Raw genomic sequence first — 21,120 nt, 5'->3', positions numbered from 1 at the left:
CCTAATCTGCCATGACGCTCGCGAACTCGACGATGTGCCCGGCGAGCACGTCGGGCTGGTCCTCCGGGACGAAGGTGTACGAGTCGGCGATCTCCACGACGCGAGCGTCCGGCAGCAGTTCCGCCAGCCGGTACGCGAAGCGCACGGGGAACAGCTTGTCCTCCGAAGCCCAGGCCAGGAGCACGGGCCGCGAAAACGACCGCAGCCGCTCCGCCGCAGCCAAGGTCAGCCGCGGATCCACCGAGCGCAGGAGCTTCCGCAGGTCCCGCCGGACACCGCGGGATCGGCGCAGGCGAAGCAGGTACTCCGAGGCCACCGCCGGATCCAGCGGCTTCTTCGTCACCCACCCGAACAACAGCGGCAACGGCCACAACGCCCGAACCCGCAACAGCTGACCCAGCACGGCCATCGACCCCGGCACCTTCGCCAAAGTCGGCAGCGGCTTGAAGATCGGCGGGAAGAAGTACTCGAAGCTGTCCGACGGCGTCAGCACCACCCGGCCGACGCGCGCCGGATGACGCGCGAGCAGCAACTGCGTGATGGCGCCGCCGGTGTCGTTGGCCACCAGGGTCACGTCGCGCAGGTCGAGGGCCTCGAGGAAGTCGCCGAGCAGGGTCGCCATGCCCGGGGCGCTCAGATCGGCGTCGGCGCGCATGGGGATCTCGTGGGCGCCCAGGGGCAGATCCGGGGCCAGGCAACGGAATCCGGCCTCGGCGACGGCAGGCACGACCTTGCGCCACAGCAGCGCGTTGGTGAGCACCCCGTGCACGAAGACGACCGGATGCCCGGCCCCGCGTTCGTAGTAGCGCACCTCGCCCTGCGGCAGGCGGATGCGGTGGTCCTGTCCGAGTGAGGAAGTCATGCGCCCAAGATACATACATACAGTCTGTATGTAAATGCGACGGCGGACAGAACTGTGCCCGCCACACCCGGAGGTGCGGCGGGCACAGGGGGATGGGTCAGGAAAGTTCGGCGGCCAGCTGCGAAACGCCCCAGCGCAGGTCCTCTTCGGACACCACGAGCGGCGGCGCCAGCCGGATCGTGCTGCCGTGCGCGTCCTTGGCCAGCACGCCGCGGCGAAGCAGGCCTTCGCAGACGTCCCGGCCCGTGCGGCCGCGCACGTCGATGCCGGCCCACAGACCGCGCACCCGCACCGCGTCGACCGCAGACGAAGGCAGCGCGGAGAGCAGAGAAGCGAACACCCGGCCCAGCTCGTCGGCCCGGCGCTGCGGCTCACCCGTCTTCAGCTTCCGCACCACCGCCGTCCCGACAGCGCACGCGAGCGGGTTGCCGCCGAACGTGCTGCCGTGCTCGCCCGGCCGGAACACGCCCAGCACGTCACGGCGCGACACCACGGCCGACACCGGCATGATCCCGCCGCCCAAAGCCTTGCCCAGCACGTACATGTCGGGCACGACATCCTCGTGGTCGCACGCGAACGTCCGCCCGGTCCGCCCGAGGCCCGACTGGATCTCGTCGGCCACGAACAGCACCCCGGCTTCGGTGCAAAGTGAGCGAACCTCACGCAGATAACCCGCCGGCGGCAGCACCACACCGCCCTCGCCCTGGATCGGCTCGATCAGCACCGCCACGGTGTCCTCGTCCACCGCGGCCCGCAACGCCTCCGCGTCGCCGAAGGGCACGGTCACGAACCCCGGCGTGAACGGCCCGTGGTCGGCGGTGGCCTCGGGGTCGTCCGAGAACCCGACGATCGTCACCGTCCGGCCGTGGAAGTTGCCGCCCGCCACCACGATCTTCGCGCGCCCGGCCGGCACGCCCTTCACGCGGTAGCCCCACTTGCGGGCCGTCTTGATGGCCGTCTCCACGGCCTCGGCGCCGGTGTTCATCGGCAGCACCATCTCCATGCCGCACAGCTCGGCGAGCTCGGAGGCGAAAGTGCCCAGCTGGTTGTGGTGGAAGGCGCGGCTGGTCAGGGTCAGCCGGTCGAGCTGGGCGTGGGCGACGGCCAGCAGCTCGTCGTCACCGTGACCGAAGTTGAGGGCGCTGTAGCCCGCGAGCAGGTCGAGGTAGCGCCGGCCTTCGACGTCGGTGACCCACGCGCCCTTGCCTTCCGTGAGCACCACGGGCAGCGGGTGGTAGTTGTGGGCCAGTGCGGCTTCGGCGCGTTCGATCTCTTCGCCGGTGATGGACATTTCTCTCCGCTTCGAAAAAATCAGACGAGGGTTCCGGCCGGCTGCGAGGCCGCCGGCTCGGGATCGGGCTCCGGCGCCGGCCGGTCCGGGCGGCGCCGGACCTTCTTCGGCCGGTCGAGCAGCTCGGCGACGCGGGACAGCCCGAAGTTGATGACGATGTAGATGACCGCGGTGAAGGCATAGGTTTGCACGAAGTTGGCGTTGTACTCGCCGATCACCTGACCGTCGCGCAGCAGCTCGGGGTAGCCGACGACGTAACCGAGGCTCGATTCCTTCAACGTGCGGATCACCTGCGTGACCAGCGCCGGCCGCAGCGACCGGAACACCTGGGGCAGCACCACGAGCACCATCGTCTGCCCGCGGCGCAGGCCGATCGCCGCGGCGGCGTCGAACTGGCCGCGGTCCAGCGAGTTGACGCCGGCGCGGACGATCTCGGCGAAGACCGCCCCGGCGTGCAGCACGATCGGGATGGTCAGCACCCAGAACGGCGGGAGGTTCCAGCCGAACATGGGCAGGCCGATGAGGAAGAAGTACACGAGCAGGATCAGCGGGATCGCGCGGAAGAGCTCGATCAGGCCGGCGCACGGGATCGAGACCCACTTGTGCGTGGACAGCCGGCCGAGGCCCATCAGCGTGCCGAACACCAGCGAGATCGCGGCGCCGGTGAGGCCGACCTCCAACGTGGTCAGCAGGCCCTGCAGGAGGTACCGGATGTTCGACCACTCGATGAGCGGTGCCCACAGGCGCGCGGTGAGCTGCTGCACGTGGGCGAGCTGGGCGATGGCGCCGCCGACGATGCCGATCAGCGCGATGACGGCCACGACGGTGGCGACCTTCAGCCGCTTCTGACCTCGGGGCCCGAGTTCGTCGAAAAGGGCGGGGGAGCTCGACTTCATCGTCGGATGCGAACCTTCCGTTCGACGACGCCGGTCAGCTGGCCGATCGTCAGGGTGATCAGGAGGTAGCCGATGACCGCGGCGATGAAGGTCGGGATCGGCTGGGCGAAGTCGAGGTTGAACTGACGCGCCGAACCGGTGAGCTCCTGCACGCCGACCGCCGCGCCGAGTGCCGAACCGAGGCACACGTTGATCAGGATGTTGCCCAGCGGCTGCACCATCGACCGGAACGCCTGCGGCAGCACGACCTGCCGCAGGACGCCCGAGAATGTGAGGCCGATGGCGCGCGCCGCCTCGATCTGGCCGAGTGGCACGCCGGCGATGCCGGAGCGCACCGTTTCGCAGATGTAGGCGCCGAAGTACAGCCCCAGCCCCAGCACGACCGACCCGAACAACGGGACGGTCGCGCCGAGGTAGGGCAGGCCGAAGACCACCATGACCATCACCAGCAGCATCGGCGAGTTGCGCAGGCAGTGCACGTAGAACCCGGCGGCCGCCCGCAGCGGCCCGATCGGGCTGACGCGGCAGACACCCAGCAGGGTGCCGATCACCAGCGCCAGCGGAAACGCGATCGCGGCCAGCTCGAGGGTCGTCAGCAGACCGGTCAGCAGCTCACCGAGGTGCGCGAAGAGCACGGACATGGGGTCTCCGATTTCGGGGTTCGGCTCAGACGCCGGGGACGGAGCCGAGCTTCGGCGGGGCGGGCGGCGGGGTCTTCAGCAGCTTGCCGACGGTGCCCTGCCAGAGCTTGGTCCAGGTGCCGTCGGCCTCGATCTTCTGCAGGAACTCGTCGACGACCTGCTTGAACACCGGGTCGTCCTTGGGCTCGCCGATGCCGAAGGGGTTGGAGCCGAACGTCGCGTCGAGCAGCTTCACGTCCGAGCGCGTCTGGATCGCGCCGAGCAGCGAAGCGTTGTTCAGCGTCACGGCGTCGGCGCGGCCCTGCTCCACCGCGGCGATGCACTGCGCGGTGGTGTCGAACAGCACCGGCTGCGCGGTCGGCACCTCGGTGACCAGGGCGGTCTTCGCCGCACCGGACTCGGTGGCCACCTTCTTGCCGGCGAGGTCCTTGGCGCTCTTGATCGTGGTGTCCGTGGACTTCACGATGATGCCGCTGGCGGCCATGTAGTACGGGCCGGAGAAGTTCACGAGCTTGGCGCGCTCCGGCGTCATCGTGTACGTCTGGATCGCGACGTCGATCGTGTGGTTGCCGAGCAGGCCCTCACGGGTGTCGGACCCGCCGCTCTGCATCTTCGCCGACGGCTTGCCCAGCAGGTACTTCGCGAGCAGGTCGGCCATGCCGGCGTCGAAGCCGGAGATCTTGCCGGTGGCCGGGTCGAGCTGCGAGAAGCCCAGCGTGTTGCGGCTGCCGGCCCAGACCAGCTCGCCACGCTGGCGGATCTTGTCCAGCACCGGCGAGTGCGGCAGGTTCTGGCCCACCGGCGCGCCCGCGACGGCGTCGTCCTGGCTGATCATCTTGGCGACGTCGGCGGCGGCCGGCTTCGCGGCAGCGCCGCCGGGGGCCGTGGCCGGGGCGCTGCCGCACGCGGCGAGCAGCGCGCCCGCGACGACCACCGCGCCCACGGCGGCGGTCATTCTGGTGAGCTTCATTGCTTTCTCCTTGTCACGGTGGGGAAATTCAGTGCTGGAGGGACTAGTGCTGGAGGACTTTGGACAGGAAGTCCCGCGCCCGGGCGGTGCCGGTGCGGTCGAAGAACTCTTCGGGGGTGCCCTGCTCGGCGATGCGGCCTTCGCTCATGAAGACCACGCGGTGGGCGGCGCGGCGGGCGAAGCCCATCTCGTGCGTGACCACGACCATCGTGGTGCCCTCCGCGGCCAGCGAGGTCATCACGTCGAGGACCTCGCTCACCATCTCCGGGTCGAGCGCGCTGGTCGGTTCGTCGAACAGCACGATCTTGGGGTTCATCGCGAGCGCCCTGGCGATGGCCACGCGCTGCTGCTGGCCGCCGGAGAGCTCGGCGGGCAGCTTGTCGGCCTGGTCGGCCACCCCGACGCGGTCGAGCAGCCGTCGTGCGGTTGCTTCGGCCTCACGCTTGGGAATCCCGCGGACGCGGATCGGCCCGAGCGTCACGTTCTCGAGCACACTGCGGTGCGCGAAGAGGTTGAACGACTGGAAGACCATGCCGACGTCGGCCCGCAGCCGCGCCAGCTCGCGGCCCTCGGCGGGCAGCGGCTTGCCGTCGAGCGTGATGGTGCCGGAGTTGATCTTCTCCAGGCGGTTGATGCAGCGGCACAGCGTCGACTTGCCCGACCCGGACGGGCCGAGGATCACCACGACCTCGCCCTGGTGGATGTCGAGGTCGACGTCGTGCAGCACCTGCACCTCGCCGTAGCTCTTGTTCACACCGCGCAGACTGGCGAGCACGGGTCCGGGCATCAGTGACCTCCGGGGCCGTCGTAGAGCTGCCAGGGCAGCAGTTCGTAGTCGTTCTCACAGGGGTTGCCGATCGCCACGCGGTACTCACCGCTGGTCAGGTCGACCAGGCTCGAGGCGATCGTCTTGTAGCGCTTGAGATCGGGGGCCCGGTCGTCCGGGTGGGCGCACACGCCGTCGGGGTGCCCGGTGTGGTCGCTCATCGTCGCGGCGACGACCTTGCGCACCTCGGCGGAGCTGGTGGCCGTGCGCGCGGACGCGAGCGCGCGTTCGATCACCTGCACGCGGTAGAGCGAGTCCACAGGGGACACGCGGTGGGTGGCGGCGATCCGGTCGGGCACACCGTACTGGTAGTGGTTGCCGTGCACCAGCATTCCGTGGGACGGCAGGCCCCAGCGGTGCACGACGGGGGTGGTCTCGTAGTCCACCGCGACGCCGCCGCGGTGGGTCACCAGCAGGTTGGTGGCGATGTGCTGGTGGACGTCGAAGGGCACCTGCAGGGCGCTCTTGAGGTAGTCGTGGTCGAGGATCATCCGGCGCAGCACCGGCTGCGGGATGCCGATCGGTGTGCCGAAGGCGCCGTTGAGCCCGTTGGCGTTGAGCGCGATGCCCGCCGAGTTGGCGCCGTGACGGCCGATCTGACCGGCCTCGACCTGCATGATGAGGGTGGGCTTGGGCGGCTGGACCACGCGCAGGAGCACCACGGTGTCCTGCGTGCCTTCACGCCAGTCCCAGTTCTGTCCACAGTAGACGTGGCCGTCTCCGGTCGCCTCGGGCAGCAGGGCGAAGGAGGAACAGCCGTCGGCCGGCTCTTCGTCCTCGGCGACTCCCGGGTTGAAGGCGCTGTCGTTGTTGCGGACGATCTCGCCGCGCGCGTTGAGCGCGAGGATCTCGTCCTGGTGCACGCCCGCGCCGTCGGCGATCGCGTCCATCTCTTCGAGCAGGTGCGGTGCGACGGCGGCGATCGGTGCGCGCCAGCGCCGGGCCGAGGCCTGCACGTCCGTCCACTCCAGACCCGAGGAGAGCCGGAAAGCCTCGCGGTAGTAGGCGATCGACGTGCGGATCTCCGCCCTGGCGGCCTCTCCGTAGGCGAGCCCCCGCTCACGGGGGCCACCTTCGATCTGGACCAACCGGACTGCCATGAATACCTCTTTCCCGGTGCTGGCGATTCGTTGAAGGTTTGCGCTACATTCATCAGGAACTTGTAGTGGCAGCTACGGATAAGATAGACCGTGCTACGAAGTTGTCAACACCTGTCGTCGTTACTACATGGTTACGACGGTGCAGGACGGTCCCACGCCATGCCAAGGAGATCCGCTCCATGACGAGCCCCCAAGCGACGCCCGACTCCGCCCGAGTCCTCGACCCGACGGAGTTCTACTACGGCGGGCCGACGCCGTTTTTCGCGCTGCAGAGCGACCAGCGCTTTTCCTACTGCCTCTACGTGCCCAGCGCCCACCGCACCTCCGAGACGCCGCTGCCGCTACTCGTCCTGATGCACGGCACCCAGCGCACCGCGGAGCGTTACCGCAACGACTACCGTGAGTTCGCGGAGCAGAACGACACCATCGTGCTCGCGCCGCTGTTCCCGGCGGGCATCGCGCAGCCCGGCGACCTGCACGGCTTCAAGCGCCTGAGCTTCGAAGGCATCCGCTACGACCTGATCCTGCTCGACATGATCGCCGAGGTCGGAGCGCGCTTCCGCGTGGACGTCGACCGCTTCTACCTGCACGGCTTCTCCGGCGGCGGGCAGTTCGCGCACCGCTTCGCCTACCTGCACGCCGACCGGCTGGCCGCGTTGTCCATCGGTGCCCCGGGCCGCGTCACGCGGATCGACCCGGACGTCCCGTGGTGGCTGGGCACCGCCGACGTGCGCGAGCTGTTCGGCACCGACGTGCAGGTGGAGGCGCTGCGCAAGCTGCCCGTGCAGATGATCGTGGGCGGCGAGGACAAGGACACCTGGGAGATCGCGGAGCCGGGGATCGACGCCGGCGGTGACACGCGGATCGAGCGGCTGACCACGTTGCGCAAGAATTTCGAGAGCAACGGGATCGACGTGCAGTTCGACGTGGTGCCGGGGGTCGCGCACCGGGGGTTGTTGATCCAGCCGGTGGTGAAGGCCTTCATCGCCGGGGAGCTGACGCGCCGGCCGTAGCGGGTGGCGGGTTCACGGGGTACGGCCGCACCGTGGCGGCCTTCCCGTGGGCACGCGGATCGGGAAACGAGGGTGGGATGGAGAACGAGGAAGAGTCGCTGCGCGCACGGATCGCGCGGTGCCTGCCGAAGATGTCGCGGGCCGAGCGGACCGTCGCGGAGTACCTGCGCGACCACGGCCGCTACGCCATATTCGCGACGGCCGAGCAGATCGGCGGCGCGACGGCGACCAGCGACGCGACCGTGGTGCGCACCGCGAAGTCCCTGGGGTTCGCGGGCCTGATGGACCTGCGCCGCAGCCTGGCGCGCGAGGTCGCGCTGGAGACCAGCCCGTCGCACCGGCTGCTGACCGAGCTGCCCGACGGCGCCACCGCGGGCGATGCCGTGGTGGACAAGGTCTTCACCGACGCGACCGAGCGGCTGGCCGCCACCTGGCGGCTCGTGCAGTCCGACGAGTTCCTGCACGCGGTCGACCTGCTGGACGACGCGCGCGAGGTCCTCAGCTTCGGCCTGGGGGCCTCGGGCCTGGTCGCGCGGTACCTGACCATGCGCCTGGTCCGGATGGGCCGCCGCGCGCGGTCCACGGGCGCCACGGGCTTCCAGCTGGCCGACGACCTGCTCGGCCTCGGCCCGGACGACGTCGTCGTGCTCTACATCCCCGGCCGGATCCTCGGCGAGATCGAGGTGCTGCTCGATCACGCCGAGGAGGTCGGCGCCCGGGTGGTGCTCGTGTCCAGCTCGCTGGGGCCGTTGTTCGGCTCCCGCGTGGACGTGGCGCTCACGGCCCCGCAGAGCGCCAGCAACTTCACCGGGGAGATGCTGAGCGCGGAGGTGCTCACCGACGCGTTGGTGCTGCGCCTGGCCTCCCGCGACGAAAACCGCGCCACGAAGACGTCGGAACTGCTCACTTCCTTGCGTTCCGACCTGATCAACGGCGATCTGCGCGCACCGCGCCTGCCGCGCGGCGACGGGGTCGCTTAACCGGAACTGGCCGTTTTCTCCACGCTGACGGTGCTCAGGTGGCGCCGCAGGTACTCCGCCGCGTCCGCGGTGCGTCCGGCCAGCAGCAGGTCCGCGATGTCGACGTGCTCGCGGCAGCGCACCGCGGCCCGGTCGCGCGGCAGCGTCCGCCGGTACTCGATGAGGCGGCGCAGGTTGTCCACGCGGCGCAGCGAGTCGATGAAGAACGTGTTGTGGCTGCACGCCACCACTGCCTCGTGGAAGGCGCGGTTGCGGGCGAACAGCTCGGTGTTGCTCACGGTGTGCGCGGCACCCTCGGCGAGCTCGAGCTGTTGCGCGCGAACGAATTCGATGGCCGCGTGGTCCACGGCGAAGCCGGGTTCCAGCAGTGCGGCGGGTTCGAGCGCGAGGCGGAAGCGGTAGCTGTCCTCATAGGACTCCTGCGACGTCAGCATCGGCTGGAACTCCCAGCCGTAGCCGGGCAGGCGCTCGATCCAGCCCTCGCCGGAGATGCGGCGCAGCACGGCCGTGACCTGGGCCGGCGTGAGGGCGTAGCGGCGTGCCAGCTCGCTCTCGCTCACGCGGTCGGGCAGTTCGCCGTCGAGCCGGTCCGACGCGATGCGCAGGTACTGCTCCTCGTCCTCGTCACCGGTCTCGACGGTGAGCTCGGTGACCGGGCGGGCCACGGTGTGGCCGCCGCCGGGCTCGGCGACGGCCACCACCCCCTCGTCCGCCAGCAGGCGCAGCGCCGCCCGCACGGGCGAGCGCGAAACACGCAGGTGCGCGGCCAGGGTGCGCTCCACCAGCCGCGTGCCCGGCTCGGCCGCGGTCTCGCGGATGTAGCCCACGATGCGCGCCGCGACCTGCCGGGTGAGCGGGGTCGGGGTCTGTTCCACTTACCCAGGCTAGCGCCGGTGCTCGGCATCCACCCGGGTGGTGGTGCCGGTCGCGACGATCGTGCGGGTGGCCTCCACCGAGGCGTAGGTCCAGAGGATCCGCATCGGCGCTGTGGGCGAGGCGTTGCGGAACCGGTGCGGCACGCCCGCGTCGACGTAGGTGGTGTCCCAAGTGGACAGGTGGTGCTCGGCGCCGTCGATCTCCACGATCGCCTCGCCCTCCAGGATCACCACGCTCTCGGGGCAGTTGTGCGTGTGCAGCGGGATGCCCGCGCCGCCGTCGAAGAGCGTCTGGCCGTTGAGGAACACCTCGGCGCCCAGCGCCTTGCTGACCAGCGGGATCGTGCGCGCGCCGCCGCCGCGGTCGGCCGCGGCCAGCTCGGCCGGCCGCAGCACCACGGACGGGAACGGCTTCGATTCGGTCATCGGGTCCCTCCGAACCACACGGTCTTCACGTTCACGAACTCGCGGATCCCGTCCGCGCCCAGCTCCCGGCCGTAGCCGGACTTCTTGATCCCGCCGAACGGCAGCCGGGGGTCGGAGGCGACCATGCTGTTCACGAACACCGCGCCGGCCTGCAGGCCCTTGGCGAAGCGCCGGGCGCGTTCCGAAGACCGCGTCCACACGGCGGCGCCGAGGCCGAACTCGGTGTCGTTGGCCAGCGCCAGGGCCTCGTCGTCGCCCGAGACGCGCACGATGGCCGCGACCGGCCCGAACGTCTCCTCGTCGAACGCCGCCATGCCCGGCTTCACGCGGTCGAGCACCGTCGGCGCGTAGAAGTACCCCGGGCCGGCCACGGGCTCGCCGCCCGTCCGCAGCACGCCGCCGGCGGCGACGGTGCGGCGCACCTGGTCGTCGAGCCCGTCGCGCAGGTCCTCGCGCGCGAGCGGGCCGACGGTGGTGCCCGCCTCGGCCGGATCGCCCACCCGCAGCCGTTCGACCGCCGCGGTGAAGGCCTCGGCGAACTCGTCGGCCACGGCTTCGTCCACGATGAACCGCTTGGCGTTGACGCAGCTCTGGCCGTTGTTGAGGAACCGCGCGCGCACGGCCGTCTCGGCGGCGGCCGGCACGTCGGCGTCGGCGAGGACCACGAACGGGTCCGAGCCGCCGAGCTCCAGCACCTGCTTCTTGAGCGCGGCGCCGGCCTGGCTCGCCACGAGCGCGCCGACCCGGGTCGACCCGGTCAGCGTGACAGCGGCGATGCGGTCGTCGGCGATGAGCTTCGCGACCTCACCGACGTCGACGAGCAGCGCCCGCACCAGCCCGGCGGGCGCCGCGGCCTTGCGGAACACGTCCTCGATCGCGAGCGCGCAGCCCGGCACGTTGGTGGCGTGCTTGAGGATCGCGCCGTTGCCCGCGGCCAGCGCCGGGGCGGCGAAGCGGAAGAACTGCCAGAACGGGTAGTTCCACGGCATCACGGCGAGCACCACGCCGAGCGGTTCGGCCACCACGGACGCCTCGGCCAGCACCGGGCGCTCGGCCAGGTACTCCGCGGCGTGCTCGGCGTAGTGCACGCAGTTGAGCGCGCACTTCTCGATCTCGGCCTCGGCCTCGGCGAGCGGCTTGCCCATCTCCTCGGTGATCAGCCGCGCGTATCCGGCCTTGCCCGCGCGCAGGACCGCCGCCAGCTCGCGCAGCAGCTCGACGCGTCCGGAAAGCGATTTCTCGCACCACTCGGCCTGCGTGGCCACGGCCGCATCCAGTGCGGCGTCGACCTCTTCGGCCGTGTGCAAGTCGTAAGTGGACAGTGGCTTGCCCGTCGCCGGGTTCACGGACCGGATCATCGCGCACCCACCGGGAGGCCGGTGACGGACTCGGAAACCGCGCCGGCGAACGCTTCGGTGCCGAGTGTGCCGCCGACGTCCGCGGTGCGCGTCGCCGGGTTGTCGAGCACGGAGTCCACCGCGCGGGTCACGAGCTGCGCGCCCGCCACGAGCGCGTCGTTGCCGTCGCGGCGCCCGCGCCAGTCGAGCAGCATCGCCGCGGACAGGATGAGCGACGCCGGGTTGGCCACGCCCCGGCCCGCGATGTCCGGGGCCGAACCGTGCTGCGCCTGGCCGACGCAGACGTCGTGCCCGGCGTTGATCGAGCCGCCGAGGCCGAGGCTGCCGGACAGCTCCGAGGCTTCGTCGGACAGGATGTCGCCGAACATGTTGGTGGTCACCAGCACGTCGAAGCGCGCCGGGTCGCGCACGAGCAGCGCCGCCGCCGCGTCGACGATCAGCTCTTCCAGCTCCACGTCGGGGAACTCCTGGGCGACCGCGCGCACCTCGCGCAGGAACAGGCCGTCGGACAGCTTGAGCACGTTGGCCTTGTGCACCGCCGTGACCTTGCCGCGGCGGCCGCGGGCGAGCTCGAACGCCGCTCGCGCGACGCGGGCGGAACCGCGCGCGCTGACCTTGCGCACGGACAGCGCGAGATCGGGGTCGGGCATGAACTCGCCGGTGCCGGCGAACATGTTGCGGTCGGAGTAGAAGCCCTCGGTGTTCTCGCGCACGATCACGAGGTCCATGGGCTTGCGCAGGATGCTCAGGCCCTCGCGCGAACGGCACGGGCGCACGTTGGCGAACAGCTCGAACGTGGTCCGCAGCGCGGCGGACGGGTTGATCCCGCCCTCCTCGCGCGGCGGGTACTCGTAGTGCGACACCGGGCCGAGGAGCGTGCCGTCGACCTCGGGCACGCGCTCGAGGACCGACGACGGCAGTGTGGTGCCGTCGGTGGCGAGTGAGGCCAGGCCGATGTCGCGTACCTCGAAGCTCAGGCCGAGCCCGAGCCGCCGGTCCGCGGCGCCGAGCACGTCCAGGGTCGCCGCCGTGATCTCCGGGCCGATTCCGTCGCCGGGCAGGACGAGGACTTTCACGGACACTCCTTCCAACTGCGGATTTTTCGACTCTGGTTTTTCACTCTAGCAATATACCATCAATGTAGTGGACGCTTCAGTCTTCACAATCGTTGTAGGATCAGCTACCTTTCACCGCCAAGAGCCTCCCCACCTGTCCGGCTCAAGTCCCCCCGCTCGAGGAGATGGCTGCCGATGTCGCTGCTGCTCACCCAGGCCGTGTCCGCGGCCGAAGCGAACCCGACCCCCGAGGTTTGGCGGGTCATCACGAAAATGGCTTACTTCGCCGGCCTGATCGGGTCGATCGGCGGCTGCATGCTGTACCTGATCGTGCTGCGGCCCGTCTTGAGACGGCCGTCGGTCGACCCGGCCGACCGTGCGGTGCTGCAACGCCGCGCCGGCCTCTACTACGCGCTCGTCGGCACGTGGTTCCTGGTGGCGCTGTACTTCCAGATCGCCGGCAAGGGCGCCCGCGTGAAGGGCAAGGAAATCCCGTTCGGCGACGCGCTGTCACCGGCGGCGGTCTGGCGCTTCATCTCGGTGCCGGGCAAGAAGGGCGACTGGATCTCCAGCGGCGCCGAGGCATTGATCCAGTACTCGCTGTGGGGTCTCGCGGCGATCGTGCTGATGCTGGCGTTCTCGCCGCGGCTGCGGGAAAAGCTCGGCGTGCTCACGCTGACGTCGCTCGTCATCAACTTCGTGGCCTACCAGGTCACGCTGCTGCCGACGAACTTCGCCAAGGCGACCGGCGACACCATCGCCAACTCGCTGCTCGACCACCTGCACGTCTTCTCGATCTCGACGTGGGTCGGCGGCATCGCGGGCCTGGTGATCCTGGCCTTCTCTCGGCGCAAGCTCACCCGCGGTGCCGGCGACACGTTCGCCCAGATCTGGACGCGGTTCTCGACGCTGGCCATGGTCGCCGTCGGCTGCATCCTGATCACCGGCCTGTACCTGGCCTACACGCTGATCGGCAGCCCGTCGGAGCTGTTCACCACGAGCTTCGGGCGCTTCCTCGTCATCAAGGTGTCTCTGGTCCTCACGATGATCTGCATCGGTGCGGCCAACGAGTTCGTGATGATGCCGCGCATCGCCCGCGCCCGAGCGGCCGGCGCGGAGGGCTCGGTGTTCAAGCTGGCGCTGCGCACGTTCCCCGTGCTGGTGACCGTGGAAGTCGTCCTGGCCATCGGAGTGCTGTTCGTGCTCTCGTTCCTGACGGGCTCGGCGCGCGCCGAGGCCGGCGACCTCGCCGACCCGACGCTGAGCGGCAGCGTGATCGGCATCGGTGTGGTGCTGGCGATCCTGATCGCGGTCTCCTTCGTGACCACCGCGAAGGTGTCCGACCGCCTGTCTCGTTCGGCGGTGCGCGCCGACGAGGTCCAGCAGCGTGAGGCCGTGGCCGCCGAGAGCTGAGCGTCAAGGGCTCGTCAGGGAAGTGCGTTGGCGAGTCAAGCCTTCGTCGGGCCCATGCCCGCCCCACCGCCGTTCGGGAGACCGTGAGGGTCCAGAACGAGAAGGTGGTGGCGGGCATGGGCACGGTGGTTTCCGCGGTGGCGCTGGTGGCTCTTTCGGCGGTGCTGGCGCTGGCGTTGCGCGTGTCTTCGCGGAGGTGAGCGGTTCCCGTCGTGACGGCGCGGTCTAGTTCTGCGTGTCCTCGGTGACCTCCGTGGCGCAGGAGACGTCTTTCCCGGTGTGCTGATCGACCTGCTTCCGCTCCACGGTGATCCGGCAGGTCGCCGGGCCGTCCTGGGCCTCGACGCGCATGGTCACCTTCCCGAGCCCCTCGGGGATGCGCCCGATCTCGGTCGGCAGTGTCGCGGTGGTGACGTCAGGCTGCTTCACGCCCGGATAGGTCAGCGTGATCTTCGCGGGGCCTTTGCCGTCCACGGCGAACTTGGTGTCGTAGGTGTGGCTCTTGGCGCCACACGCCGCGAGCGGCAGCACCAGGGCGGGAAGCAACAGGGCGACAACGGCTTTGTTCATGCGCTCAGCGTCGTGCGCGTCCGGCGCGATCACTTCGGCTGAACGGCCGGGCCGCCTCCTCCTTTCGGCCGGATCGTGCGGCGGATGAAGTCGCACATGGCAGGGAACGCGGGCTTGGGCGAGTAGTCGTCCCGGAGCAGGCCGAAGCCGCTGGTCCACCCGGCGTCCGAGCGGGTGTCGCGCAGGCCGAAGAGTTCGTAGGCCGCGACGCCGGCGTCCGAGTCCACTATGGACTGGGCGACGGTTTCCAGGACCACGCGCTGGGTGGCTTCGGCGCGGTCGTCGCCGGTGGGCCAGCCCGTTTCGGTGATGTGGATGGGCGTGGTCGCGGGGACGCCGGCGGCGGTGGTGACCGAGCGGAATCCCGTGAGCAGGAAGGTCACGGCCGCGGCGAGCCGGTCGTGCGGGATGCGGCGGAAGACGTCGGGGAAGAGGTCGAGGCCGACGAAGTCCAGTCGCGCCAGGTGGTCCGGGCCGATCGCCGAGGCCAGGCGTCCCCAGAACGCGGGGTCGGCGGGGCCGGCGGAGTTCACGCCGATCCGGACGTCGGCGCCGAGGCGCTCGCGTTCGGCGAAGGCGGCGGCGACGCCGGCGCCGACGGCTTCGAAGCAGCCCGGGCTGCCGCCGTCGAGCGGGGCCGGCACGTTGAGCTCTTCGCCGACCTGCACCTTGCCGCCGCCCCAGGCGGCGACGTCGCGGACGGCCTGGCGGACGAAGCCGGCGAAGCCGTCCGGGTCGGGTTCGCGGCTTTGGTAGCACGCGACCAGGTCGATCAGCCGGCCCTCGCCCGCGTACAGCTCGGGCCGTTCGGGTGTCCGGGACCACTCGTTCCCGAAGTGCCGGTAGCTGCGGACGTAGAAGTGCGGCGCGTCCCCCTGGAGTTCCTTCAAGGCCGCCAACGTCGCGCCGGGGTCCTCCGGCGGGCAGGGCAGCGGCTTCAGCTCGACCAGGTCGGCGTCGACGACACCGGGCCAGATCCCGAAGATCACAGGTACCTCCTCATAGCCGTATACGGCTAACCGTATACGGGCAATGGGATACTGTTCAAGCGTGCCCAAGAACGCGCTCGACAACCCGCTGGTGCTGCCGATCCTCGGCTTGCTCGTGGAGCAGCCGCGCCACGCGTACGCGGTGTTCAGCGAGGTCCGCAGCCGCTACGGCTACCTCGAAGTGCGCAACGCGACCGTCTACACACTGCTGGACCGGCTCACCGCCGAAGGGTGGGTCGCCACCACGGGCGGGGCCGAGCGCGACGTGCTCGCGGTGACCGACGACGGCGTCGCCGCGCTGGCCGAGCGCGTGCGCAAGCAGCTCGGCGCGGATCTGACCGGCGGGCCGCCGTTCGTGACGGCGTTGGCGTACCTCGGGATTCTGCCGCCGTCAGAAGCGCAAGCCGTGCTGCGCGAGCGGATCGAGCTCGTGCGAGGGGAGATCGAAGGGCTCGAAACCGCCACGCGCGAAGCGGCCACGCTCGAGGTCCACATGATCGAGGCGTACTACCTGCTCTCGCGGCTGCGCCACGACATCGAGTGGCTGGGGCGCACGGCGGACCGCATCGGCGACGGCGAGCTCGCCTGGCCTCAGTGAGCGGCGCCCGTCAACGCGATCGTGCGGTCGGTGTGCGCGGCCAGCAGGGGGTCGTGACTGGCGACGAGCACGGCGGCGCCCGCGTCGGCGGCGGTGCGCAGGCGGGCGAGGACGACCTCGGCGTGGGTGCGGTCCTGGTGTGACGTCGGTTCGTCGGCGAGCACGAGGGTGGGCGCGGTGGCCAGCGCGCGGCCGACGGCGGCGCGTTGTTGTTCCCCGCGGCTGATTTCGGTGGGGAGACGGTCGGCGAACTTGGCGAGGTCGAGGGTTTCCAGCAGCTTGGCGAGATCGGCGTTGCCGCCGGTGCGGGCGGCGAAGGCGAGGTTGTCGGCGACGGTGAGCTCGTCGAACAAGCCGATGGACTGCGGCACGAAACCCAGGTGCTGCCAAGGCATTCGCGCCATCGGGACGTCCGGCAGCACCGAACCCGGTGTGACGCTGCCGGTGTCCGGGGTTTCCCAGCCACCGGCGATCATCAGCAGCGTGCTTTTGCCGGAACCCGACGGGCCGGTCAACGCGACGAGCTCGCCGGGGTGCAGCGCGAAGCTGATCGGGCGCAGGACCTGGGTGCTGCGGTAGCTCTTCGAGACGTCGGTGAGGGTGAGCACGGTCATCGGATGCGTCCGTCCACGAGTTCGATCACGTCATCGGCCGCGGTGACCAGTTCGGGGTCGTGGGTGGCGACCACGACGGCGTGCCCGAGCACCGCCAGCCGGCGAACGGCGTCGCCGACGAGGTGGGCCGACGCGCGGTCGAGCTGGGCCGTCGGCTCGTCGGCGAGCAGCGCGGCGGGATCGCCGGCAGCGGCGAAGGCGAGGGCGACGCGTTGCTGTTCGCCGCCGGAGAGGCCGCTGGGTCTGCTGTCGCCGCGGTGCCCGAGCCCGAGGGTGGTGAGCAGTTCGCTCGACGGGGTGCCGGTACCGCGCAGGCGGGTGGCGAGTTCGAGGTGCTCGTCGACGGTGAGGTAGCCGAGGAGGTTGTCGACGGGGTTCTGGAAGACGTAGCCGAGCCGTTTCCGGCGCAACCCCCGGCGGCCCCGAGCCGACAACGCCGTCGCGTCGACGCCGTCGACCTCGACGCGGCCGCGGACGGGGCGTTCGAGGCACGCGAGGATCCGCAGCAGGGTGGACTTGCCGGAGCCGGACGGCCCGACTAGCGCGGTGACCCGGCCGCGGGCGGCGGACACGGAAACCTCTTGCAGGGCGACGACATCGTGGGTCGCGGTCCGGTAGGTCTGGTACACGTCTTCGCACCGGAGCGCGTCAGTTCGTGTCACGCAGCACCTCCGACGGGCGGGCGCGCGAGACGGCGCGCTGGGCGGCCAGCGTGGCGAGCACGGCGGCCAGCAGGGTCGCCGCGGCGAGGCGGGCGGTGAGCGACCACGGTGCGGCGATCAGGGTGCCGGGTGCGGCGGCCGGGTCGAGGTCGTAGCCCGCGCTGGTGATCGCGACGGCGATGGCGGCGAAGCCGAGACCGGCCACGAAGCCCGTGGCCAGCAGGCCGCCGACTTCGTAGAGCAGGGCGCGCCAGTGTGCGCGGGGCCCGATGTCCATGCGCCGCAACAACAAGTACGCGCTGCGCCTCGCCCGCGCCCGGGAATTCAGGTACAGCAACAGCCCCACGAGCACGATCGCGCCGGCGAGCACGGACACCGCGGTCAGGAACAGGAACGTGTAGGTGATCGCCGCGTAGACCCCGTTGGCGGTCACGTCCTGGGCCTGGCTCAGCGTGCCGACGGGGACGTGAGCGGCCGACAGCGCGGGGACGATCCGCGCGGGGTCGCCGCGCAGCCACAGCTCGTGGTGCAGGTTCTCCCCGGCGAGCTGCGTCAGCACGTCGCGGCGGACGATCATCAGGGGGAACCCGGCGCTCTTGCCGGGCAGCTGGGGGACGCTGGTGACGGAGAACTCGACGGTGTGACCGTTGATCTCCACCGGCGTCGGCCCGGACGTGCCGGGGATCCCGGCCAGCACACCGGCGGGTGCGCCGGGTGCGGTCAGCCCGGCGATCAGATCGTCGAGGGCCGGGCCGGGCAGGAGGTTGTCCCAGAAGGCGGTGTTCGTGAACGTCGCCGGGTCGACGCCGAGGACGTTGACGGTGGTGTGGCCGATCGTGCCGGAGTCGTAGCGCTCGACGAAGCCGGCCGCGAACCCGGGTGGCGCCTGCGCGGGCCCGGTCAGGTCGACGACGACGTCGGTGCCGACCACGAGCTGGCCCTCGGCGTGCAGCGTGCGCTGGACCGAGCCGGTGACCGTGGTCGCGTACACCGACAGCGCGATCGGGATCGCCGTCGCGCCGATCAGCACGGCCGCGGCGGCCGGTGCGGAGGCGAGCCGCCGCCAGGACAGGAAGGCGACGGCCCGCGACAGGGCCACCGGCCGCAGGCGGACCACGGAGAACCGGACGATGCGCGCGGCCAGCAGCGCCAGGCCGATCACCAGCAGCAGCGGCACCACGATCAGCCGCGGGGGAATCCGCGCGACGGTCCCCGCCGCACCGACGCCCGCTTCCGGATCGTCACCGAGCACGAAATAACAGACAACCGCGGCGCCCAGCGGCAGCAGTTCCCACGGCCAGTCGCGGCGGCGGGTGGTACGCGCGTCGAACAATGCGGTGATCCGGCGTCCGCTGGAAACGGCGATCGCCCCCAGAGTCACCAGCAGGGCGGCCGCGGCGCCGAGCACCGAGCCGGCGAGCGCGCCGGGTGTGACGAGCGGACTCGGCCCCAGCGCCGCCACGAGGTAACGCGCGAGGAACCAGCCCACGACGCTGCCGAGCACCACGACTGTGCCGACCTCCAGCACCGCCTTGCCCACCAACGCGAACGGCCCCACCCCGCGCGAGGACAACACCGCCAGCTCGGCGCGGCGCCGGTCCACCCAGAAGGAGCCCGCCGCCGCGGCGATCACGAGCCCGGCCAGCGCGCCCACCGCGCCCATCGGCACGACGGTGGTCGCCAGCTGCGTGGTGACCTGGTCGGCGCGGACCACCATCCCGCCCAGCGAAGACGTGTACTCCGTGCCACCGAACCGGTGGAACGCTTGCCCGAGCGGGTCGCCGGGGTTTTCGGTGCGGGCGCGGACGTGCTCCAGCCCGGCCACCACGGGCGGGGCGCTCGCCGTGGTCATCCCGGTGGTGTCGACGGAGCTCTCCACCAGGTTCTGCACGCCGGAGTCCGGGGTGACGATGTGGAAGAAGTCGTCCGGAGACACGAGCGCGACCGGGTACGTGCCGGTGTTGGACAGCGGGCTGCCGCGGTAGAGGCCGACGAGGCTGCACCAGTACTGCTGGTCCGGCAGGGAACGCAGGTCGCGGTAGATCCCGGCGACGCGCATCGTCGACGTGCTGCCGCCTGCCGGGGCGGTGGCTTTGCCGGTGGGCTTGAGGTCGTTGCGGGAGCCGCCGCGGACGGTCACGAGGTCGCCGGCGTGGAGGTTCTTGAGCGCGGCGAACTGGTCCGGCAGCCAGATTCCCGGCCCGGTCCCGCGCTGGACCACCTGGATGTGGTTCTGGAAATCCGTGCGCGAGATGAGGTTGACGACCGTCTGTTCCGGGTTCGTCGGCGTGCCCGTCGCCGTTTCCACCGACGCGCCGGACACCACGGTCGACACCGGCGCCGAAGCCCGGGGTACCTCGGCCGTGGCCTGTCCGGCGAGCCTCGCGCGCGTGTCGTAGAGGTTCCTGCCGACCTGCTCGGCCACAGCGGGGTCGCGCTGCCGCATGGGCAGGCCGCCCTGCCACTGCGCGCCGACCGCCCACCCACACGCCAGCGACGTCTGCTGCTGCAGCGTCGCGTTGCCCGCCGCCGAGAGGAACAACGCGACGGCCGTGGCGGGCAGTGCCACCAGAACCGCGGCCGCCGCGACGGCGATCACCACCGCCGGATTGCGCCACCCCGTCCGCACGGCCCGCGACCACGGCGTGGGCAACCCCCTCCTCGGCATGCCGAGGAGTTTCACACAAGCGGTTGCCGGTCAGTGCGCGCCGAGATCGTTTCGAGACGCCCGCGTCGGCCGGCCACACTCGCGCGACGACGGACTGTGGCGAAATCCCGCTCAGCGGGCCGGTTCGGGGTGTGCGTGCCCGTCTGGAGCGCAGTGCGAGCAAACGCCGGTGAGGATCGGCGCGCTGGTGGCTTCGGCCGTGCCGACGGAGTCGAGGCGGCCGCAGTTCGTGCACAGCAGGTGGCCGTGTTCGGGGCCGGTCAGCTCGTAGCGCTGGGCGACGCCGACGGTGTCGAAGCGGCGGACGAGCCCGGCGGACACACCGGTGGCGAGGACGTCGTGGATCGCCCGCGTGGAAGCGAAGCGGAGGCGGCGGCGGACGTGGGGGAGCAGTTCGGCGACGGTGGTGTGCGGCTGCTCGGCGAGGGTTTCGAGCACGACCTGGCGGGCGGTGGTCACGCGCAGGCCGGCGCGGCGCAGGCGGGCCCCGGCGTCGATGTGGCCGGGCGGCGGCTGCGGAAGCGTGGGAGTCGGGGGCACACGACCTTTCTAGTGCCTAGAGTTGATGCAGTCAATTGTCTGATGGAGTCAAGTATGCGTTACTCGGCGGCGTAACGGCAGGTGGGCAGGCGTTCGGCGGGGCACCTGTGAGCTTCTCCACGGCAGACTTGATGCAGTCCATTCTGGGGTACGCTGCGGCCATGGACGGGTTCGGGGTGCGGTTGCGCCGGGTAGGACTGCGCAACACGCCGCAGCGGCGAGCGGTGCTGGCCGCGGTCGAGCGGCACCCGCACTCGACGGCGGCCGAGCTCGCCGTGGACCTCGAAGCCGACGGCGTGGCCGGCGGGCTCTCCCGTCAGGGCCTGTACAACGTGCTCGAAGACCTCGTCTCGGCCGACCTGCTGCGCTCGCTGGAACCCGCTGGCTCACCCGCGCGCTTCGAACCGCAGCGCCACGACAACCACCACCACCTCGTGTGCCGCGGCTGCGGCGCGATCCAGGACGTGCCGTGCGCCGTCGGTGCCCCGCCGTGCCTCGACCCGATCACCGCGCCGGGCTTCCGCGTCGAAGCGGCCGAGGTGACGTGGTGGGGCGTGTGCGATGCGTGCGCCGCTGCTGCCGGGTGACGTCCGTCCACAACGGACTGACGGCCGCCGGATCGGGTGTCCCCGGCGAGGATCGGCTCTGGCGGAGGCCGCGAAGGTCAACAGCCGGCAGCTAGCTGTTGCGGGTCGTGACGTTGGTGTCGGCTGACGGGGTCTGAGGATGGGGACGGGTCTTTCGGCGGCAGGATGAGAAGTGCGACCCACTCG

Annotated in this window: 22 protein-coding genes; 5 read left to right on the top strand and 17 right to left on the bottom strand. The window is 70.9% G+C overall.

The window, feature by feature from the left end:
• Position 1 precedes the first annotated feature (1 nt).
• From AB0K15_RS35715 to AB0K15_RS35685, 7 genes are all read right to left on the bottom strand, one after another.
• Positions 2-862 carry an alpha/beta hydrolase gene (locus AB0K15_RS35715; RefSeq protein WP_364060832.1) on the bottom strand — a complete coding sequence of 287 codons (861 nt, stop codon included), beginning with the start codon at positions 860-862 and terminating at the stop codon, positions 2-4.
• A 97-nt stretch (positions 863-959) separates the two neighbouring features.
• Positions 960-2,153: an ornithine--oxo-acid transaminase gene (gene rocD / locus AB0K15_RS35710; RefSeq protein WP_364060829.1), complete on the bottom strand. Its 1,194-nt coding sequence runs from the start codon at positions 2,151-2,153 to the stop codon at positions 960-962.
• A 20-nt stretch (positions 2,154-2,173) separates the two neighbouring features.
• The gene (locus AB0K15_RS35705) at positions 2,174-3,049 is read right to left on the bottom strand and encodes an amino acid ABC transporter permease (RefSeq protein ID WP_364060826.1); all 876 of its coding nucleotides are present in this window, start codon (positions 3,047-3,049) and stop codon (positions 2,174-2,176) included.
• Positions 3,046-3,690, bottom strand: coding sequence for an amino acid ABC transporter permease (locus tag AB0K15_RS35700; RefSeq protein WP_220243445.1), 645 nt, complete (start codon positions 3,688-3,690; stop codon positions 3,046-3,048). Before AB0K15_RS35700 ends, AB0K15_RS35705 begins: the two co-directional genes overlap by 4 nt.
• A gap of 25 nt (positions 3,691-3,715) precedes the next feature.
• Positions 3,716-4,660 (bottom strand): transporter substrate-binding domain-containing protein, encoded by a 945-nt coding sequence (locus AB0K15_RS35695; RefSeq protein WP_364060823.1) that lies wholly within the window; start codon positions 4,658-4,660, stop codon positions 3,716-3,718.
• Between the two features lie 43 nt (positions 4,661-4,703).
• On the bottom strand, positions 4,704-5,447 hold the full coding sequence (locus AB0K15_RS35690) for an amino acid ABC transporter ATP-binding protein (RefSeq protein ID WP_364060820.1): 744 nt from the start codon (positions 5,445-5,447) through the stop codon (positions 4,704-4,706).
• The gene (locus AB0K15_RS35685) at positions 5,447-6,586 is read right to left on the bottom strand and encodes a C45 family peptidase (protein WP_364060817.1); all 1,140 of its coding nucleotides are present in this window, start codon (positions 6,584-6,586) and stop codon (positions 5,447-5,449) included. Before AB0K15_RS35685 ends, AB0K15_RS35690 begins: the two co-directional genes overlap by 1 nt.
• A gap of 179 nt (positions 6,587-6,765) precedes the next feature.
• On the opposite strand from AB0K15_RS35685, the gene AB0K15_RS35680 reads away from it, so the two are divergent.
• Both AB0K15_RS35680 and AB0K15_RS35675 read left to right on the top strand, forming a co-directional pair.
• The gene (locus tag AB0K15_RS35680) at positions 6,766-7,599 is read left to right on the top strand and encodes a PHB depolymerase family esterase (protein ID WP_364060814.1); all 834 of its coding nucleotides are present in this window, start codon (positions 6,766-6,768) and stop codon (positions 7,597-7,599) included.
• A 77-nt stretch (positions 7,600-7,676) separates the two neighbouring features.
• Positions 7,677-8,579 (top strand): MurR/RpiR family transcriptional regulator, encoded by a 903-nt coding sequence (locus tag AB0K15_RS35675; RefSeq protein ID WP_364060811.1) that lies wholly within the window; start codon positions 7,677-7,679, stop codon positions 8,577-8,579.
• Here the strand turns inward: AB0K15_RS35675 and AB0K15_RS35670 are convergent.
• The 4 genes from AB0K15_RS35670 to AB0K15_RS35655 are packed head-to-tail and all read right to left on the bottom strand — an operon-like array spanning position 8,576 to position 12,314.
• The gene (locus AB0K15_RS35670; protein WP_364060808.1) at positions 8,576-9,454 is read right to left on the bottom strand and encodes a GntR family transcriptional regulator; all 879 of its coding nucleotides are present in this window, start codon (positions 9,452-9,454) and stop codon (positions 8,576-8,578) included. The genes AB0K15_RS35675 and AB0K15_RS35670 overlap by 4 nt on opposite strands.
• Before the next feature lie 9 nt (positions 9,455-9,463).
• Positions 9,464-9,880, bottom strand: a complete 417-nt coding sequence (locus tag AB0K15_RS35665; protein ID WP_364060805.1) for a cupin domain-containing protein — start codon at positions 9,878-9,880, stop codon at positions 9,464-9,466.
• Positions 9,877-11,226, bottom strand: a complete 1,350-nt coding sequence (locus AB0K15_RS35660) for an NAD-dependent succinate-semialdehyde dehydrogenase (RefSeq protein WP_364060802.1) — start codon at positions 11,224-11,226, stop codon at positions 9,877-9,879. The genes AB0K15_RS35665 and AB0K15_RS35660 overlap by 4 nt, the downstream gene beginning before the upstream one ends.
• Before the next feature lie 8 nt (positions 11,227-11,234).
• On the bottom strand, positions 11,235-12,314 hold the full coding sequence (locus tag AB0K15_RS35655) for an isocitrate/isopropylmalate family dehydrogenase (protein WP_364060799.1): 1,080 nt from the start codon (positions 12,312-12,314) through the stop codon (positions 11,235-11,237).
• Positions 12,315-12,488: 174 nt separating this feature from the next.
• Here AB0K15_RS35655 and AB0K15_RS35650 point away from each other — a divergent pair, with 174 nt between their 5' ends.
• On the top strand, positions 12,489-13,706 hold the full coding sequence (locus tag AB0K15_RS35650) for a CopD family protein (RefSeq protein WP_364060796.1): 1,218 nt from the start codon (positions 12,489-12,491) through the stop codon (positions 13,704-13,706).
• Positions 13,707-13,931: 225 nt separating this feature from the next.
• On the opposite strand, the gene AB0K15_RS35645 is transcribed toward AB0K15_RS35650, so the two are convergent.
• Together AB0K15_RS35645 and AB0K15_RS35640 are read right to left on the bottom strand one after the other, a co-directional pair.
• The gene (locus tag AB0K15_RS35645) at positions 13,932-14,276 is read right to left on the bottom strand and encodes a hypothetical protein (protein ID WP_364060793.1); all 345 of its coding nucleotides are present in this window, start codon (positions 14,274-14,276) and stop codon (positions 13,932-13,934) included.
• A 29-nt stretch (positions 14,277-14,305) separates the two neighbouring features.
• Positions 14,306-15,265 carry a hypothetical protein gene (locus tag AB0K15_RS35640; protein ID WP_364060790.1) on the bottom strand — a complete coding sequence of 320 codons (960 nt, stop codon included), beginning with the start codon at positions 15,263-15,265 and terminating at the stop codon, positions 14,306-14,308.
• Positions 15,266-15,326: 61 nt separating this feature from the next.
• Here AB0K15_RS35640 and AB0K15_RS35635 point away from each other — a divergent pair, with 61 nt between their 5' ends.
• On the top strand, positions 15,327-15,863 hold the full coding sequence (locus AB0K15_RS35635; protein ID WP_364060787.1) for a helix-turn-helix transcriptional regulator: 537 nt from the start codon (positions 15,327-15,329) through the stop codon (positions 15,861-15,863).
• Here the strand turns inward: AB0K15_RS35635 and AB0K15_RS35630 are convergent.
• From AB0K15_RS35630 to AB0K15_RS35615, 4 genes are all read right to left on the bottom strand, one after another.
• Positions 15,857-16,477, bottom strand: a complete 621-nt coding sequence (locus tag AB0K15_RS35630; RefSeq protein WP_364060784.1) for an ABC transporter ATP-binding protein — start codon at positions 16,475-16,477, stop codon at positions 15,857-15,859. The two genes, AB0K15_RS35635 and AB0K15_RS35630, sit on opposite strands and share 7 nt — an antisense overlap.
• Positions 16,474-17,139: an ATP-binding cassette domain-containing protein gene (locus tag AB0K15_RS35625; RefSeq protein WP_364060781.1), complete on the bottom strand. Its 666-nt coding sequence runs from the start codon at positions 17,137-17,139 to the stop codon at positions 16,474-16,476. The genes AB0K15_RS35630 and AB0K15_RS35625 overlap by 4 nt, the downstream gene beginning before the upstream one ends.
• Complete coding sequence (locus AB0K15_RS35620) at positions 17,126-19,807, bottom strand: ABC transporter permease (RefSeq protein WP_364060778.1); 2,682 nt, start codon at positions 19,805-19,807, stop codon at positions 17,126-17,128. Before AB0K15_RS35620 ends, AB0K15_RS35625 begins: the two co-directional genes overlap by 14 nt.
• Positions 19,808-19,918: 111 nt before the next feature.
• Entirely contained in the window at positions 19,919-20,347 is a 429-nt protein-coding gene (locus AB0K15_RS35615; RefSeq protein ID WP_364060775.1) for a transcriptional repressor, read from the bottom strand.
• A 161-nt stretch (positions 20,348-20,508) separates the two neighbouring features.
• On the opposite strand from AB0K15_RS35615, the gene AB0K15_RS35610 reads away from it, so the two are divergent.
• Positions 20,509-20,934, top strand: a complete 426-nt coding sequence (locus AB0K15_RS35610; RefSeq protein ID WP_364060772.1) for a transcriptional repressor — start codon at positions 20,509-20,511, stop codon at positions 20,932-20,934.
• Positions 20,935-21,120 lie beyond the last annotated feature (186 nt).

Source organism: Amycolatopsis sp. NPDC049253 (assembly GCF_040678995.1).
Lineage (GTDB): Bacteria > Actinomycetota > Actinomycetes > Mycobacteriales > Pseudonocardiaceae > Amycolatopsis.
The sequence above is the reverse complement of the archived record's forward strand: the minus strand, read 5'-3'. Positions and strand labels throughout refer to the sequence as shown.